Raw genomic sequence first — 16198 nt, 5'->3', positions numbered from 1 at the left:
TGGGACTGCTGTTTTCCGGGCGTGCTGCGCGACGAGTGATGAGAAATGCTGCGCCAACGCGCGCGCCGGGAGCCCGGCGTGGCTAGCGTGAGGCCATGCGTATCGCCCTCGCCAATGACCATCCCGGAACCCCAGTGAAGAAGGAGATCGCCGCCTGGCTGCAAAGCCAAGGCCACGAGGTCGTCGACTTCGGCACCTTCGACGAAGAAGCATGTGATCTTCCCGACTTCGTCTACCCGGCCTCGCTGGCCATCGCCCGCGGCGACTGCGACCGCGGTATCTTCATCGACGGTGTCGGCTACGGCTCGGCGATGATCGCCAACAAGATCCCGGGCCTGTTCGCCGCCGTCGCGCAGGATCCCTACTGCGCCTACCTGGCCCGCTCACACTCGAACACGAACGTGATGTGCATCGGCGCCAAGATCATCGGTTCGCTGCTGGCCATGGAGATCGTCAAGACCTGGATGACCACCGACTGGCTCGGCGACACCGAAGAGAAGTACGCCCGCCGCGTCGCCAAGGTGGCCGAGATCGCCGAACGCCACATCCGCCCGCTTCAGGACTGAGGCCGCCTCAGGAGACGACGCCGTCGAGGTACAGCCAGCGGCCGTCCTCGGTGACGAAGCGGCTCGTTTCGGTCAATGATCCCGGGCGCCCGCGGGTCTCGAAGGTTGCGGTGAAGCTCACCGTGCCGCGCGTGTGATACGCCAGCCCGTCGCTGGTGGCATGCACGGTGAGACCGGTCCAGACGGTGCGGGGATCGAGATCGAGCGAGGCGGGCCGGGTCGACGGATGCCAGGTTTCGAGCAGATAGGACTCCAGCCCGAGCGCAAACGCCGAATACCGCGACCGCATCAGCATCTGCGCGGTCGCCGCCGGACGCCCACTGTGCAGCCGCCCGCAGCACCCGCCATACGGCTTTCCGTTCCCGCAGGGGCACGGGGTGTTCATGCCGCGGGCTCGCCCTCGGCGGGATCGTCGGATCGTGGGGTGCCCGCGGCGAACCCGGATCGGCGGGGCGGTCGGCCTCGGCGGCGCCGGAGCGCGTGACGGCGGGCGCTGAGCCGGACGCATGATCAGAAACGGGGCTGTTCTTGCCGTTGTCGCTCCCGCTGTCGGCGCTCCCTGCGTCGGCCGGCGACCGAGGCACGACGGGCATCGACTCGGCAGAAGCGTGAGCATCGGCAGGGGGCGAAGCGAGCGTCACCGGCGGAATCGCGGTCAGCGATTCTTCGATCTCGCGGCCGTCGGCGAGGGCTCGGTAGAGGTCGACGATGGCCCGGGATTGGTTCTTGATCGTCCACCAGCCCGCCATCTCCCGCGAACGCGCCCGTGCGGACGCCGCGAACTCAGGATCCTCCAGGCGGCGCAGCATCTCGACCAGTCCACGCGCGAACGCTTCGGCGGTGGGCCGGGTGACCAGGCCGTTGACGCCGGGGTCGACCACCAGGCGCAGTTCGGGATCGACCGTGACGATGGGCAGGCCCGCGTGCGCGGCCTCGTGCAGGACGAGCGCCTGGGTGTCGGTCTGCGACGGGAACGCGAATACGTCGCCCGAGGCGTAGTAGGGGCCCAGTTTGTCGCGCGGCACTTCGCCGACCAGCGTCACGCCGGCCCGCCGCCGGGCGAGTTGCAGCGCGGGCCGCAGCGGACCGGACTTGCGCCAGTCGCCGACGATCATCAGTTCGGCGTCGGGAATCTCTTCGCGCACCCAGCCGAACGCCTCCAGCAGCAGGCCGATGTTCTTCTCGGGCGCGATCCGCCCGACGTACACGATGCGCGGCCCCGGCCCCTTCGGCAGCGCCGGCCCGTCGGGCAGGGCGTCCGCGCCGTTCGGCACGACGCGCACCCGGGCCACCGAGGTCAACTCGCGCACCCGGGCGGCGGTCTTCTCCGACGGGGTGGTCACGATCTCGGACGCCTCCAGCATGTCGCGCGCGGCGTTGATCACCGCGCGGCGGGAGAAGCCGCGTTTCAGCGGACGTCCCTTCACCCAGCGCTGCATATCGCGTAGCGAGGGGCGTTTCATACCTTGGGTCGCGAGTTTGATCAGCCGGTAGTAGGCATCCATGAACGGGGTCATCGCCGCGTAGTAGTCGGCGTAGGCGGCGAAGTCGGTGTGCCAGGTGACCATGAGTGGCCGCTCGGTGCGGTCGGCGGCCCACACGCCGAGCATGCCGACGGTGCCCAGCCCTTGCACGTGGATCACGTCGGGCGGATCGGCGGCGAAGGCGTCCAGGAACCGCTCGAACTTGCGCCCGTTCGCGACCGCGAGCGGAACCCCGGGCAGCTTCATCGACGGCAGCCGCACCTCGGTGCGTCCCGGATGCCCGCGGTAGGGGTTCGGCCCCGAGCAGGCCGGCGCCACCACCTGCACCTGGAAGCCTTCGGCGAGCAGTTCGCCCTCGAGGAACTGCACCGCGTACAGCAGCCCGCTGTGGCTGGGCCCGTAGTTGTCGGTGAACAGCGCCACGCGCAACGGACGCCGCCGCGCCGTGCCGGTCGGTGCGGAAGCCGGGGCCGCGAAGGGCGGCTCGGCCTTGGGCAGGTGAAGCATCGGCATCTCGTCCATCCCTGCCACCCTAACGCGGACGGCCGAAGATCACAGGGAGCCGTAGCGGGCCTTCGCTGCTTGGATGGCCGTCACGTAGCCGCCGCGGCCGGCGGCCTCGCCGTCGGTCATCGCCGGTACCGCGAGCATGCCGCGCACCTGTTCCAGCGACACGAAGCCCTTGCGGGTCATCCACGCCTGCAGCCCGCCGAGCATCTCGCGGGTGTAGCCGCGGCCGTGCCGCACCAGGGCGGCGGTGGTCATCACCACGTCGGCGCCCGCCAGCAGGTATTTGACCACGTCCTCGCTCGAATCGACCCCCGACGAGCCGGCCAGTGAGGCGTTGGTCTGGTTGCGCAGCGACGCGATCCAGGTGCGCGGCAGGCGTCCCTCGTGCGGCGTCGACAACTCGAACCCGGCGTCGGTGTGCAGGGTCTCGATGTTCACATCCGGCTGTAGGAACCGATTGAACAGCACCAGCCCGGACGCCCCGGCGTCCACCAGCTGCAACGCGACGTTGCCGACCGAGGAGAAGTACGGCGACATCTTCACCGACACCGGAATCGTCACGGCCTCGGTGACGGCCGACACGATCTCCAGATGCCGCTTCACCACCAGCGCGCCGGTCGTCTTCACGTCGCCGGGCACCATGTAGATGTTGAGTTCGATCGCGGACGCCCCCGCGTCGGCGAGTTCGCGGGCGAACTCGACCCAGCCGCCCAGGTCGGCGCCGTTCAGCGAGGCGATCACGGGCACGTCGACCGAGGCGACCGCGCGTTCGACCAGGGACAGGTAGCTGTAGGCGGCCGACTTCGCGGTGACCGGGCTGCTGGGAAAGTAGTCGAGCGCCTCGGCGAAGGTGTCCTCGTGTGCGGCGATCAACTGCTCGTCGCGGGCCAGTTCGGCACGCAGCTGCTCCTCGAACAGCGAGTGCAGCACCACGGCGGACGCGCCGCCGCCGACGAGTTCCTTCACGCCCTCCACCGTCTGGGTGAGCGGGCCCGCCGACGCGATGATCGGGTGGGCCAGCTCCAGGCCGAGGTAGCTGGTGGTCAGGTCCATCGTCACTCCTTCGCATCGACGGCGAATTCGGACGCCGTCCTGGCAGACATCTGCTCGTAGTCGCGCCAGCGCCGGTCGACCTCGAACTGCCCGAATTCAAGCATCCGTTCGGCGGTCTCGGGGTCGGTGCGTTTCAGCATCCGGAAGCGCAGCTCGTTGTCGTGGTACTTGCGCAGGCTGAGCCGAGGGCGCGGCGAGTCGAGCAGGAACGGGTTTTCGCCGGCCATCCGCAGCACCGGATTGAACCGCATCAGCGGCCAATGCCCGGAGTTGACCGCCAGGTATTGCTGGTCGAGGCCCTTCTTCATGTCGATGCCGTGCGCGATGCAGTGACTGTAGGCCAGGATCAGCGACGGCCCGTCGTAGGCCTCCGCCTCACGGAACGCCTTGAGTGTCTGCTGCGGGTCCGCGCCCATCGCCACCCGGGCCACGTACACGTTGCCGTAGGCGATCGCCTGCATGGCCAGGTCCTTCGAATGGGTTTCCTTGCCCGCCGAGGCGAACTTGGCGACCGCACCCATCGGCGTCGCCTTGGACGCCTGCCCGCCGGTATTGGAGTACACCTCGGTGTCGAGCACCAGCACGTTCACGTCGCGCCCCGAAGCGAGCACGTGGTCGAGGCCACCCGAGCCGATGTCGAACGCCCAGCCGTCGCCGCCGACGATCCACACCGAGCGCCGCATCAGGTGGTCGGCGATCGAGCGCAGATCGGACGCCTTCGGCCCGGGAATCTTGTCGAGCAGGAACTTCAATTCCTCCACCGCCCGGAATTGCGCCGACAGGTCGGACTCGTATCGCTGCTCGTTTTCCAGGATGCCGTCGATCAGGGCGTCGTCGCCGATCTCGGGACGCAACTGGTCCAGCAGCGTCCGGGCTCGCGAGGTGTGCAGGTCGGCGGCCAGGCGCAGGCCGAGCCCGAACTCGGCATTGTCTTCGAACAGCGAGTTCGACCAGGCGGGGCCGCGTCCGTACTTGTTGCGCGCCCACGGTGTGGTCGGCAGGTTGCCGCCATAGATCGAACTGCACCCGGTCGCGTTCGCGACGGTGGCGCGTCCGCCGAACAGCTGGCTGAGTAGCTTCAGGTAGGGCGTCTCGCCGCAGCCGGAGCAGGCGCCGGAGAACTCGAACAGCGGCTCCAGGTATTGGACGCCGCGCACGGTGCCGAAGTCGACCCGGCTGCGCAGGTTGACCGGGAGTTGCTCGAAGAAGGCCACGTTGGTGCGGGTCGGCTCGCGGTCGACGACGTGCTCGAGGTTGATCGCCTTGCGGCGCAGGCCGTCGTTGGAGGTGACCGGGCAGGCTTCGACGCACAGCGAGCAGCCGGTGCAGTCCTCGGCGTACACCTGCAGGGTGTAGCGCGAGCCGGGCAGGCCGGCCGCGTTCAGCGGGGCGCTCTGGAAGGAGTCCGGGGCGCCGTGAAGTGCCTTGTCGCGGTAGTACTTGGCGCGCAGCACCGAGTGCGGGCACACGAACGCGCAGTTGCCGCACTGGATGCATGCCTCCGCGTCCCACACCGCGACCAGGTCGGAGATATTGCGCTTCTCGTACTTGGTCGTCGCCGAGGGGTAGGTGCCGTCCACCGGCAGCGCCGACACGGGCAGGTCGTCGCCCTCATCGAGCAGCATCTTCGAGGTGACGTCGCGGACGAACTCGGGCGCGCTGAGGGGCACCGGGGCGAGCATCGGCACATCGGAGGCGACGGCGTCCGGCACCTCGACGCGGTGCAGGTGGGCGATCGCGGCGTCCACGGCCGCCTCGTTCTTGGCGACCACCTCGGGGCCGCGGCGTCCGTAGGTTTTGCGGATCGACGCCTTGACCTTGTCGATCGCCTCTTCGCGCGGCAGCACCTTCGAGATCGCGAAGTAGCAGGTCTGCAGCACCGTGTTGGTGCGGTTGCCCATGCCGGCGGTGCGAGCGACGGCGTTGGCGTCGATCGTCCACAGCTCGCAGCGCTTCTCGATCAGGGTGCTCTGCATCGCCGCGGGCAGGTGCGCGAACAACTCCTCGGGTGGGTGCGGCGCGTTGACCAGCACCACCGTGCCCGCGCGGGCGTAGCGCAGCACGTTGACCCGCTCCAGGATCGACCAGTGATGGACGCCGATGAAGTCGGCCTGGCTGATCAGGTACGGCGCGGTGATCGGTTCGGGACCGAACCGCAGATGCGACACCGTCCGCGAACCCGACTTCTTCGAGTCGTAGACGAAATAGCCCTGCGCGTAGACGCCCTCGATGCCGCCCAGGATCTTGATCGTGTTCTTGTTGGCGCCCACCGTGCCGTCCGAACCGATGCCGTAGAACACCGCCCGCCGAGTCGCGGGGGATTCGACGTCGAGGCCGGCCGGGTAGTCAATGCTGGTCAGCGACACGTCATCGGTGATGCCGACGGTGAACCGCGGACGCGGCGACGCCTTGGCCAGTTCGGCGAACACGCCGACCGCCATCGCCGGGGTGAACTCCTTGCTGGACAGCCCATAGCGTCCGCCGATCACCCGCGGCAGCGTCACGCGGGTGCCGGACGCCACCGCCTCGGCCAGCGCGGCGCACACGTCGAGGAACATCGGCTCGCCGCCGGCGCCCGGCTCCTTGGTGCGGTCCATCACCGCCATCTTGGTGACCGTCTCGGGGATCGCGGCCAGCACGTCGGCGACCGGGAACGGCCGGTACAGCCGGATCTGGACCACACCCACCTTCTCGCCCTGCGCGGTGAGGTGGTCGACGGACTGCTTCACCGTCTGCGCGGCCGAACCCATGATCACCAGGACGCGGTCGGCGTCCGGGGCGCCGTGGTATTCGACCAGGCGGTAGTGGCGTCCGGTGAGCGCGGCGAACTCGTCCATCGCCGTGCTGACCAGGCCCGGAACCCGCTCGTAGAACGGGTTGACCGTCTCGCGGGACTGGAAGTAGGTGTCCGGATTCTGTGCGGTGCCGCGGATGTAGGGATGCTCGGGGGAGAGCGCCCGGTCGCGGTGGTCGAGGATGAGCGGCTCGGGAATGTAGGCGCGCAGGTCGTCGTCGCTGAGCATGTCGAGGGTGTTCAGCTCGTGCGAGGTGCGGAAACCGTCGAAGAAATGCAGGAACGGCACCCGGCTGCGCAGCGTCGCCAACTGGGCGATCGCGGCGAAGTCGTGCGCCTCCTGCACATGCGCCGAACTGAGCAGGGCGAAGCCGGTCTGCCGGACGGCCATCACGTCCTGATGATCGCCGAAGATGCTCAAGCCCTGAGTGGCCAGCGAGCGCGCCGCCACATGGAACACCGTCGAGGTCAGCTCGCCGGCGATCTTGTACATATTCGGGATCATCAGCAGCAATCCCTGGGACGCCGTGAACGTCGTGCTCAGCGCGCCACCCTGCAGCGCGCCGTGCAGCGCGCCCGCCGCGCCGCCCTCGGACTGCATCTCGATGACGGTCGGCAGCGTGCCGAACACGTTGAGCCGCCGCTGGCCGGCCCACTCGTCAGCCAGCTCGGCCATCGTCGAGGACGGCGTGATCGGGTAGATGGAGCACAGCTCGTTGAGCCGGTAGGCCACCGAGGCCGCAGCCTCGTTGCCGTCGATGATCGCTCGCGTCATGATCGTTCCTTCCGGCCTCAGCGCTCTGAGATCATCTCGATCGCGTGCACGGGACACTGCTCGTAGCAGGTCGCGCACCCGGTGCATTTCGTGTAGTCATAGCGGTAACGCAGCCCCTTGCCGAGCTTGATCACCGCATCCTCGGGGCAACTGCCCAGGCAGCCGTCGCACTCGATGCAGTTGCCGCACGACAGGCAGCGCCACGCCTCGGTGTAGGCCTGGCCCTCGGTCAGGCCGCCGACGATCTCGTCGAAGTTGAGCCGCTGCTCGACGTCGAGTTCGGGCTGCGCGGTGCGCCGGTCGTCGCCCCAGTACCACAGGTTCAGCTTGTCGAAGCTGGCCAGATCGTGCTTGGGGGCCTGCACCGCCGGACGCCCCTGCAGGTAGGCGTCGATCATCCGGGCCGCCTTCTTGCCGTGCCCCACCCCGACGGTGACGGTGCGCTCGGACGGCACGGCGTCCCCGCCGGCGAAGATGCCCGGCACGTTCGTCATCAGCGTGGTCGGATCGACCTGCACGACATCGCCGTCGAAGGCCATCCCGGGAATCTTGGCCAGGAACTTCGAATCCGCCTCCTGGCCCAGCGCCAGGATCACGGTGTCGGCCTGGAGCGTCTCGTAGCGCCCGGTGCCGACCGCCCTGCCCTCGTCGTTGAGCTCCATGATCTCGACCTGCATCTGGCCCTCGTCGATCTCGGAGATCGTGCGCAGCCAGTTCATCTTCACACCCTCGCGGACCGCCTCCTCGCGCTCCTCGGCGTGCGCGGGCATCTGCTCCTGGGTGCGCCGGTAGACCACGATCGACTCCTCAGCACCCAGCCGGCGGGCCACGCGGGCGGCGTCCATGGCGGTGTTGCCGCCGCCATAGACGGCGACGCGGCGTCCGATCAGCGGGCGCTCGCCCGAAGCGACATCGCGCAGGAAGCTCACCGCGTCCACGATGCGCCCGGCGTCGCGGGTGGGAATGTCGACCCGCTTGCTCAAGTGGGCGCCGATCGCGACGAACACCGCGTCGAAGTGGCCCGCCTCGCGCTCGGCGATCAGGTCGGTGACATTGTGGTTCTGCACGAAGGTGACGCCCATGGTGCGGATCCGCGCGATCTCGGCATCGAGAACATCACGCGGCAGCCGGTAGGCGGGAATGCCGTAGCGCATCATGCCGCCGGGCAGATCGGACGCGTCATGCACCTCGACCTCATGCCCCAGCATGCGCAGGTGATAGGCGGCCGACAGCCCCGAGGGGCCCGAGCCGACGATCAGCACCCGGCGTCCGGAGCTGTAGGCGGGCGGAGTGAACTGCCACTGTTTCTCGATGGCCAGATCGCCCAGGTAGCGCTCGACCGAATGGATCGACACCGCCCCGTCGAGCTCGACCCGGTTACAGGAGGTCTCGCACGGGTGATAGCAGACCCGGCCGTGGATCGCGGGGAACGGATTGTTGCGGGTCAGCTCCAGCCAGGCGCCGCGGTCGTCGGACGCCTTGACCAGCCGCAGCCATTCCTGGATGTTCTCGCCCGCCGGGCAGGCCTGATTGCACGGCGGCAGCAGATCGACATAGATCGGCATGCGGACGCGCACCGGCCCGACTCGCCCGCGGGATGCGCCCAGATCGGGCAGATGGGAGATGTCGCGCTGCGTGGGCATGTCCATCATGCAACCTCCATTGGTCGACAGAATCAGACCCATACTACTGACGGTAGTACGCATGGAGGCGTTGTTATTTGGCTATGGCGACCGTGCCTAAATGGGGTTTCGCTAGGTGATTCGGACGCCGTGGGTCATCTCGTGCCGTCGGTGCGAGGGCTGTGCCGCGACGTCTCGGCTTGCCGCTGACTTTGTTTGGCCGGGTGACATGCCCTCAGGCGGATGGGCGTCCGTCGGGGCGGACCATGCGGCGCATGCCCAGGTGACCCCAATGCTCGCCGGTGTTGCTGGTGGTGCCGTCGAAGTCGAAGCCGTGGCGCCGGTAGAACTCGGCGGCGCGCTCGTTGCCGGTGATCACCCACAGATAGGCGCCCCGGTTGCCGGGGAGGGCGGCGTCCAGCAGGCGTGTGCCCAGGCGCTGACCGCGGGCCTCGGGAATGACGTAGAGGCCGTCGAGCAGCCAGTCGACGCCGGGATGGGTCCAGGCGTCGCCGAGGGAATCCCGCTCCCAGTCGGGGGTGCCGCGCTGGGTGAGGGCGAGGCCGACGACCGCGCCGTGCGTCCCGCGGGCCACCCAGTGCGAGGTGCGCGGCTGTTCGCCGGCGGCGCGGGCGGCGTCCGCTTCGGTGAGATCGGCGGTCAACTCGGCGACGCGCCGGTCGTAGGACTCCCACAGGATGCGCGAATGATCGGCGTCCGCCAGATGCGCGTACGACACCAGTTGCAGCGCGATGTGCGCGCGGACGGCCTCAACGACGTCGTCGGCGGTGAGCGGGGCGATGGTCCAGGCGGTAGGCACGGCGACCAGCCTATGCGGGCCTCTGGTTCCTGGGATCGTGCGACTCTCACGACGCGTGAAGACGACGTACTGTCGGGGTGTGTCCGGTTCGAGTCGTCTGCTTGTTGCGCTTGTCGCGCTCGCGACCGGGGTGGCGCTGGCGGGCTGTGGTGCCGTTGATGTGCGGTGCGGGCTCATTGGGGTGTGCGAGCGGCCGACGGTGACGCCTCAGCCCTCGGTTGCGCGGTCGCCCGGGCCGTCCTCGTTGGGACCGCGGGTGGATCCGGCTGCGCCACCGCCGGATGTGAGTGTGTCGGGTGAACTGCGCACTGTGACCGGGTTGCCGGCCGCGATGCGGGCCGATTTCTGGCTGGGCGATCCGCTCCCAGGGCGAGACGGCGAGCAGGATGTGGTGCGGGTGCCCGTCACCGGAGCGGTGGAGGTGATCAACACCGGTACTGCGGAGAACTTTCCCATCACCACGATCGCCTACGAGGCATGGGCTCGCTACCCGGCCGGCGGCATCGTCTGCCGCGCGCTCGCGGCTCCGGTGGCGTCGCCGGGAGGTGACTGCTGGGGGTGGTGGGGCGCCGCCTCGCCGTTCAGGGGCGACATCAACTACGCGCCGCCGCTCGAACCGGGAGGGACCGCCCACGCCTCGCTCCGCGGGGATGCTCTCACCCTCGACGTGCCCGCGGCGTCCACCGCGGGTTTGGCCGAGGCGCTCCGGACACCCACCGCGGTGGTCGTGCTGGGGGAGCGGATCGAGGTGCTCATGGATGTCGATCCGTTCGAGAACGTCTGCGCGGCCGTGCCCTACGGCGCGGCGCCTGCGGCGTCCGAGGTGCCGGGATCACCGTCGCCCCAACCCGCCACGGAGCGGATTATCGCCGCTTCCACGAGTCCGATGGGATGCGACGACCTTCCGTCATACCGAGAGGGAGAGTAAATCGCTTCACTCGTTCGGAGCGGTCGCCTCAAGACATCAGTGAGACTGGTGTTTTTGGGCGGTGCGTGAATTCGAGTGAAGCGATTTACTGCGCATGGCCCGGAGAGGGCTCAGTGAGGCGAGGTCAGCTGACCTCACCGTCGCTCGGCGCGGCTTGCTCGGCGGCCCAGGCGGCGACTCGGCGGGCGCTCTCCTCTTCGGAGAGGTCCTCAACGCGCGACATGATCGACCAGCGCACGCCGAACGGATCACGGATCGAGGCGAAACGGTCGCCGGACACGAAGGTGCTAGCGGGTTCGCGGATGGTGGCGCTGGCGTCGGTCGCGCGGGCGACGACCGCGTCGACATCGGGGCAGTACAGGCCGATCGAGTAACAGTCTTTCTCGCCGGCCGGGCCCGGAACCATGCTGTAGGCGGGGCTCGGTTCGCCGATTTGAAGCCGGCCGTTGCCGAAGTCGAGTTCGGCGTGGGCGATGACGCTGCCGAATTCGGTCACGTCGACCACCCGGGCGCCGAAGACGGATCGGTAGAATTCGAGCGCCTCGCGGGCACCCTCGATCGCCAGGAACGGCGTCAGACTGGTCGACCCGTGCGGCACGCCGTCGGTGGTGTGTTCGCCGGTCACGCCCAGATGGGGATTCTCACGTTCGTTCATGGGCCGACAGTAGGGAACATGATCGCGGGCTGGCTTGAAGATTCGCGACAACTGCGAGGGAGGACGCGATGGTTGATACGTCCGATCCGCGCGGTGTCCTCTTCCCGGAACGGCTGCCGTCCTTCCGTCGCCATCCGGCCCCGGCTGAGCTGGATGGACTGGTGCGCTGGTTCTGGATTCCGCGCTGGAATCTCGCTCCCGGCCAGGTCTCGCGGCAGCGACTGCTGCCGTTTCCCGCCTCCAATCTGGTGGTCGAGTCCGCGGGAGTGACCCTCGCCGGCCCGACGACGCGGGCGTCGCATCGCGACCTGCGCGGCACCGGCTGGGCCGTCGGTGCACTCCTGCGCCCGGCGGGGATCGCCGCACTGTGCCCTGATCCTGCTCGCCTCCGCGACGCCGAGGCCGAGTTCGATGCCCCCGAACTCGCACGTACAGTCGCCGCCGCGATGGGCGATGCGGACGCCGACGATCGGGCGGTCGTGGAGGTGTTCGTGCGCTGGGCTGCCGAGCGCCTCGCCCCTGCTGGCGAGGCAGGCCTGCTCGCCAACGCGATGGAGGACCTGATTGCCGGCGATCGCACCATCACCCAGGTCGAGGACGTCGCTCGTGGCCTCGGTGTCTCGGTGCGTGGCGTGCAACGGATCGCCCGGCGATTCGTCGGGCTTCCGCCGTTGGCGATCATCCGCAGATACCGGCTTCAGGAGGCCGCGCAGCGTCTTCGCGAGGATCCTTCGGTGTCGATCGCTGCGGTCGCCGCCGATCTCGGCTACGCCGATCACGCCCATCTGACCTCCGACTTCCGGCGCGTGCTCGGCTTCACCCCGAGCTCCTACCGCGACGGCGTTGCCCGCGCGGAGTGACTGTTATGAGGGTCATCAGGAACGCTGTTTTGGAGAAGTAGCCCCACCGCGCCGCCCGGCGTCGTCACCTTCGCCCGGGTTAAGCGCATTCGCCCGCCGCGCCGCCCGGTTTCGTCACGTTCGCCCGGGGAGGAAACCGGGCGGATGCGCGGGAACCGGGCGGCGAAGACAACCAGGCAGGCGGGTTGGAGCCGGGAGGTGAGTATGACCGGGCGGGCTGGGGCGAAACCGTCCGGTGAAGACGATCCCCACCTGAAACTCGGGCGTCAATGGAGAGCTGTGGTGAGTAGACGCGCCACGACTTTGCATTGATCGCACGGACATCGTCGTGGTGGTGAAGCGTGCGCGTTCCTGGCGCTCACCCCAGCGGGATCCCCCGCAGGCGAGCCCGCGGAGTTTGCCTGCGGGGCGTTCATGGCGCTCAACCCAGGGTGATCACGCGGTCGCAGCGGGCGATCACGTCGGGGTCGTGGGTGATCACCAGCACCGCGTGCTCGGTGGACGAGGCCCAGACGTCGTCGAGTAGGGCGGTCGCGGTCTCGGGATCGAGGTGCTCGCTGGGTTCGTCGAGCACGAGAATCCCGTAGTCGCCGACCACCAGCCGGGCGAGCGCCAGCCGGCGCTGTTCGCCGCCCGACAGGGTCGCGCCCAATTCGCCGACCAGTCGAGCGGGATCCTCGTTCAGCCGCACGCGCGCCAGCGCCGCCACGACCTCGTCATCGGTGGCGTGCTTGTTGCCGATCTTCACGTTCTCGGCGAGCGTCGTGGTGAACACGTGGGCATCCTGGGCGAGGTACCCGATCCGCCTGGACGCCTCAACGCGGCCCGCGACCGGCGGAATGAGCCCGAGCACGGTCGCCGCGAGCGTGGTCTTGCCCACCCCGGACGGTCCGACGACCGCGACCCGTTCCCCGGCTCCGATGCTGAAGGACAACCCCGAGAGCAGCGGTGTCGCACCTGGCCAGCCGAGAGTGAGATCCCGCACCGTCAGCCTCGGACCAGGGGCAGGACCGCTGCCCTCGCGAACCGGTCCACCTCCGGTACGACCCAGCCTGTCCGACCCCACGAACCGTGACTCGTGCGGCGCAGGGGGACCGGGCGGCGACCCTGCGGCCCCGATCCGAGGCGAGACCGATCCGGCATCAGGCCCGGAGTCGTTGGCGCCGGCGGTGGGTGCAAAGGGTTCGTCGCGGTCGCCGGTGCCGACCGGCTCCGCGGTGAGGACTTCGGCGACCCGGGCGAGGGCGGCGCGGGCGCGGGTGCAGGTCTGGGCCGATTTGGTGAAGTCGGCGAACACCTCGTGCAACGCCAAGGGGGTGAGCGCGAGGACGGCCAGCATCGGGCGCTCCAGCACTCCGGCGCGGACGGCGTCCGCGCCCAGGATGAGCCCGGCCAGCACCGCGACGCCCGCCGCCACGACTTGGAGGGCGGTGGCGAGGCCGCGGGTCCAGGCGGCACGGTCGTCGGCCTCGCGCAGCGCGGCATCGGCGGACGCGAGCCGGCCGAGCGCGGCGGCGTCGGCGCCGTAAGCGACCAGGTCGGGTGCGGTCCGGCTGATCTCGTGGGTGATGTCGGCGAGGGCACCGCGCAAGGGAATGGCCGCCGCGTCCTGCCGCGCCGACAGCCGCGAGGCCAGCCAGGGTGCGAGCACCCCGGCGACGAGCGCGGTGCCGAGGATCGCGAGCGCGGCCGGCCACGAGAACGCCCCGAGAATCAGCGTTGCGACCAGCAGCACGAACAGCCCGGACGCGAACGGCAGCAGCACCCGCACCACCAGATCGAGCACGGCTTCGACGTCCGCGACGACCCGGGTGAGCAGGTCGCCGCGGCGGCGTCCGAGCAGGGTGGTGCGGGCGAGTTTGTCGTAGGTCTCCAGCCGCAGCGCGGATTGCACGCGCAGCCCGATGTCGTGCCCGACGAGCCGTTCGAGGTAGCGGAACGCGCCCCGCCCGATCCCGAACGCGCGGACGCCGACCGCCGCGGCCGTCAGGTACATCACCGGCGGATGCTCGGCCGCCCGCGACAGCAGCCACCCCGACACGCCCATCAGTGCGACCGATGCCCCGGACGCCCCGAACGCGAGCGCGACGGCGAGTACCAACCGCGCCCACCCGCGTGGAGTGGAGGAGACAAGACGGCGAAGCAGAGCCAGCGGACTGGTCACGGGGCACCGCCGATCGTGACGATCCGGTCGGCCTCGGCGAGCACGGCGGGGCGATGCGACACGACGACGGCGGCGACGCCGGTCGCGCGCAGGCTGCGCAACAGGGTGGCCTCGGCGTCCGCATCGAGCCCGGCGGTGGGCTCGTCGAGCAACAACAACTGCGCGCCGGCGTCGATCCGGACGAGCGCTCGCGCGGTCGCGACCCGGCGCCGTTCGCCCGCGGACAGCCCTTCGCCGTCGTCCCCGACCGAGCGTGAGGCATCCATGCCGGACGCCCCCGCGCGCGCGAGTGCTTCTGCGACGGCGGCATCGGATGCCGAGGGATCACCCAGGCGCACGTTGTCGGCGATGGTTCCGGCGATCATGCCCGGGTTCTGCCCGACGTAAGCGATGGCCCCCCGCGGAGGAACGGTCACTGCCCCGGAGGTGGGCACCAGGAACCCGATCAGCGCGTTGAGCACGGTGGTCTTGCCGCCCCCCGACGGCCCGGTCAGCGCGACGAACTCGCCGCCCCCGACCTCGAAGGAAACCCCGGACACCGCGGGCCGAGTGCCCCCGGGATACACATGCCCGACCCCGGCAACCCGCACGAGCGGGCCGGCGGAATGAGAGGAAGAACCAGGCGAAGGGCTGCGGCCGGGGAAGCGCCCGGCCTGAGCGTCGCCGCCCTCGGCGATGGTGGGCGAGGTGACCAGAGCTCCAGTCACGGACGAGCCCGCCACTTCCGAAACTGTGCTCTCCTGGCGAAGGATGCCTCTGCCGCGAACTCCCTCGCCTCCACCACCCGAGGCGGAAGGTTGATCGGCATCAGGGGAGGAGGTGGGCTGGGGGTCGCGCGCAGGCGCACTACGAAGCCCCTCGTTCCCATGGGGCGGCCCGACAGCGGAACGCGAGAAAACCGAGGAGCCGGCCGCCCCGTGGGAACGAGAAGCGACAGCGACAAGCGCGACCCCCAGCCCACCTCCGGACGTACCAGCGGCATCGATCAATGCGAACGCCTCGTCCGCGGCCGCCATGCCGTCGGCGGCGTCGTGGTAGTGCACTCCGACTTGGCGGACGGGCAGGTACACCTCGGGCGCGAGGATGAGCACGAACAGGGCGGTGGCGAGGTCGAGGTCGTGGTGCACAACGCGGAATCCGACGGTGACGGCGACGACGGCCACCGACAAGGTGGCCAGCAACTCGAGCACGAGCGCGGACAGGAACGAGATCCGCAGGGTGTCGGTGGTTTGCCGGCGGTGGGCGTCCTCGGTCTTGCGGAGCCCGATGGATTGGGCGCGGGCGCGTCCGAACACCTGCAGGGTGGGCAGGCCGGTGACCAGGTCGGCGAAGTGCCGGGCGAGGCGTTGCTGCATGGCCCAGCGTTTTTGGGTGCGGGCTTCGGTGGCCCAGCCGACGAGCGCCATGAAGACGGGGATCAGCGGGACGGTGAGGGCGACGATGATCGCCGAGGTGACGTCGGCGGTGAGAATGGCGCCGCCGACGATGACGGGCACGGTGACGGCGAGCAGCAGTTGCGGCAGGTATTTGGCGTAGAACCCGTCCAGGGCGTCCAGGCCGACGGTGACGAGGGTGACGAGTCCGGCGGTGGAGGCGCGTTCGTCGAGGGGACGGGCGAGGCGGGCGGCGACGACGTCGCGGCGCAGTTGTGATTTGACGGACGCCGCGGCGCGCTGCGCGAGCAGCGTATTGGTCCAGGCCAGCAGGGCTTTGCCGCCGAAGATCGCAGCCAGCAGCGCGACCGGCCAGACCAGGTCGGGCCACTGCCCGCTGCCCGGGGTGTGGGTGAGGTATTCGAATCCGGGCGCCGCGTCGAACACGGCGGTGATCGCCCGCGACAGCACCCACGCCTGCGCGACGGTGAGCACGGCGGTGATGATCCCGATCAGGACGCCTGTGGCCAGGTAGCGCCGGGTGGCGGCGGCCCGCCGGACCAGGCGCGGGTCGAGTGGACCGCGCCGCGCCGT

The 16198-nt window shown here is 69.6% G+C and carries 11 protein-coding genes and 1 pseudogene; 3 read left to right on the top strand and 9 right to left on the bottom strand.

From position 1 onward, the window contains the following. Positions 1-95: 95 nt before the first annotated feature. The gene (locus QM708_RS06660; RefSeq protein WP_415105744.1) at positions 96-566 is read left to right on the top strand and encodes an RpiB/LacA/LacB family sugar-phosphate isomerase; all 471 of its coding nucleotides are present in this window, start codon (positions 96-98) and stop codon (positions 564-566) included. Between the two features lie 7 nt (positions 567-573). Here QM708_RS06660 and QM708_RS06655 read toward each other — a convergent pair whose 3' ends face one another. The 6 genes and pseudogenes from QM708_RS06655 to QM708_RS06630 all read right to left on the bottom strand — a co-directional run bounded on the left by QM708_RS06655 (position 574) and on the right by QM708_RS06630 (position 9624). Further along, on the bottom strand, positions 574-855 hold the full coding sequence (locus QM708_RS06655; protein WP_415111331.1) for a YchJ family protein: 282 nt from the start codon (positions 853-855) through the stop codon (positions 574-576). A gap of 520 nt (positions 856-1375) precedes the next feature. Next, positions 1376-2557 (bottom strand): annotated as a pseudogene (locus QM708_RS06650) (glycosyltransferase); the annotation flags it as partial. Positions 2558-2602: 45 nt separating this feature from the next. Next, positions 2603-3613, bottom strand: a complete 1011-nt coding sequence (locus QM708_RS06645) for a dihydroorotate dehydrogenase-like protein (protein WP_415105742.1) — start codon at positions 3611-3613, stop codon at positions 2603-2605. Positions 3614-3615: 2 nt separating this feature from the next. Beyond that, complete coding sequence (nifJ, locus tag QM708_RS06640; protein ID WP_415105739.1) at positions 3616-7182, bottom strand: pyruvate:ferredoxin (flavodoxin) oxidoreductase; 3567 nt, start codon at positions 7180-7182, stop codon at positions 3616-3618. A gap of 17 nt (positions 7183-7199) precedes the next feature. Continuing rightward, positions 7200-8867: an NAD(P)-binding protein gene (locus QM708_RS06635; RefSeq protein ID WP_415105736.1), complete on the bottom strand. Its 1668-nt coding sequence runs from the start codon at positions 8865-8867 to the stop codon at positions 7200-7202. Positions 8868-9039: 172 nt separating this feature from the next. Next, the gene (locus QM708_RS06630; protein ID WP_415105733.1) at positions 9040-9624 is read right to left on the bottom strand and encodes a GNAT family N-acetyltransferase; all 585 of its coding nucleotides are present in this window, start codon (positions 9622-9624) and stop codon (positions 9040-9042) included. 310 nt (positions 9625-9934) lie between these two features. Here QM708_RS06630 and QM708_RS06625 point away from each other — a divergent pair, with 310 nt between their 5' ends. After that, positions 9935-10552 (top strand): hypothetical protein, encoded by a 618-nt coding sequence (locus QM708_RS06625; RefSeq protein WP_415105730.1) that lies wholly within the window; start codon positions 9935-9937, stop codon positions 10550-10552. Positions 10553-10676: 124 nt separating this feature from the next. Here QM708_RS06625 and QM708_RS06620 read toward each other — a convergent pair whose 3' ends face one another. After that, on the bottom strand, positions 10677-11207 hold the full coding sequence (locus QM708_RS06620; protein ID WP_415105727.1) for a VOC family protein: 531 nt from the start codon (positions 11205-11207) through the stop codon (positions 10677-10679). A 68-nt stretch (positions 11208-11275) separates the two neighbouring features. Between QM708_RS06620 and QM708_RS06615 the strand changes: the two genes are divergently transcribed. Next, positions 11276-12067 carry a helix-turn-helix domain-containing protein gene (locus tag QM708_RS06615; protein ID WP_415105724.1) on the top strand — a complete coding sequence of 264 codons (792 nt, stop codon included), beginning with the start codon at positions 11276-11278 and terminating at the stop codon, positions 12065-12067. 421 nt (positions 12068-12488) lie between these two features. On the opposite strand, the gene QM708_RS06610 is transcribed toward QM708_RS06615, so the two are convergent. Together QM708_RS06610 and QM708_RS06605 are read right to left on the bottom strand one after the other, a co-directional pair. Beyond that, positions 12489-14231, bottom strand: coding sequence for an amino acid ABC transporter ATP-binding/permease protein (locus QM708_RS06610; RefSeq protein WP_415105722.1), 1743 nt, complete (start codon positions 14229-14231; stop codon positions 12489-12491). After that, positions 14228-16120, bottom strand: a complete 1893-nt coding sequence (locus QM708_RS06605) for an ABC transporter ATP-binding protein/permease (protein ID WP_415111328.1) — start codon at positions 16118-16120, stop codon at positions 14228-14230. The genes QM708_RS06610 and QM708_RS06605 overlap by 4 nt, the downstream gene beginning before the upstream one ends. Positions 16121-16198: the final 78 nt, after the last annotated feature.

The organism is Propioniciclava sp. (assembly GCF_047602245.1).
Taxonomy (GTDB): Bacteria; Actinomycetota; Actinomycetes; order Propionibacteriales; family Propionibacteriaceae; genus Propioniciclava.
Note: the sequence above shows the minus strand (reverse complement) of the source record. Positions and strands in the feature narration are given on the sequence as shown.

Excerpts from the sequence above, each read along its gene's own strand:
- QM708_RS06635 (WP_415105736.1), bottom strand. The coding sequence starts at position 8,867 with ATGGGTCTGATTCTGTCGACCAATGGAGGTTGCATGATGGACATGCCC.
- QM708_RS06645 (WP_415105742.1), bottom strand. The coding sequence starts at position 3,613 with ATGGACCTGACCACCAGCTACCTCGGCCTGGAGCTGGCCCACCCGATC.
- QM708_RS06660 (WP_415105744.1), top strand. The coding sequence starts at position 96 with ATGCGTATCGCCCTCGCCAATGACCATCCCGGAACCCCAGTGAAGAAG.
- nifJ (WP_415105739.1), bottom strand. The coding sequence starts at position 7,182 with ATGACGCGAGCGATCATCGACGGCAACGAGGCTGCGGCCTCGGTGGCC.
- QM708_RS06615 (WP_415105724.1), top strand. The coding sequence starts at position 11,276 with ATGGTTGATACGTCCGATCCGCGCGGTGTCCTCTTCCCGGAACGGCTG.
- QM708_RS06620 (WP_415105727.1), bottom strand. The coding sequence starts at position 11,207 with ATGAACGAACGTGAGAATCCCCATCTGGGCGTGACCGGCGAACACACC.
- QM708_RS06655 (WP_415111331.1), bottom strand. The coding sequence starts at position 855 with ATGCGGTCGCGGTATTCGGCGTTTGCGCTCGGGCTGGAGTCCTATCTG.